At 72.1% G+C, this 369-nt stretch carries 1 protein-coding gene; it reads right to left on the bottom strand.

Translation table 11 applies throughout. From position 1 onward, the window contains the following. Positions 1–369, bottom strand: a 369-nt coding sequence (locus AC1DSF_RS31415) for a PH domain-containing protein (protein ID WP_478184217.1), incomplete at both ends; no start/stop codon positions are given.

The raw sequence follows: 369 nt of genomic DNA on the forward strand, positions 1-369 counted from the left end.
CCGTGGCCGAGGATCCGGCCGGCCAGCGGCCGCTCGAACTTCAGCTCCGAGACCTCGGCGAGCGGCAGCATCAGCACCCGGCGGGTCAGCACGCCGGTGGTCACCATCACCCGCCGGTCGGTGACGAAGAAGTAGTCGTGCCGCCAGACCAGGTAGTGCCAGGTCAGCCACAGCACGGAGGCGGCGACGACCGGCCACAGGGCCAGGTGCACCACGACGTTCTCGTCCGGGAAGTACAGCGCGAGCAGAACGGCCAGCGCGGTCGCGCCGAAGGCGGTGGAGCCGGGACGCAGCAGGACGGACCAGTGGCGGCGGACCGCGATGGCGCACCGCTCGCCGGGCAGCAGGTACCGCTGCACGGTCTTCGGG

It is taken from the genome of Variovorax sp. 01N429, from assembly GCF_056399425.1.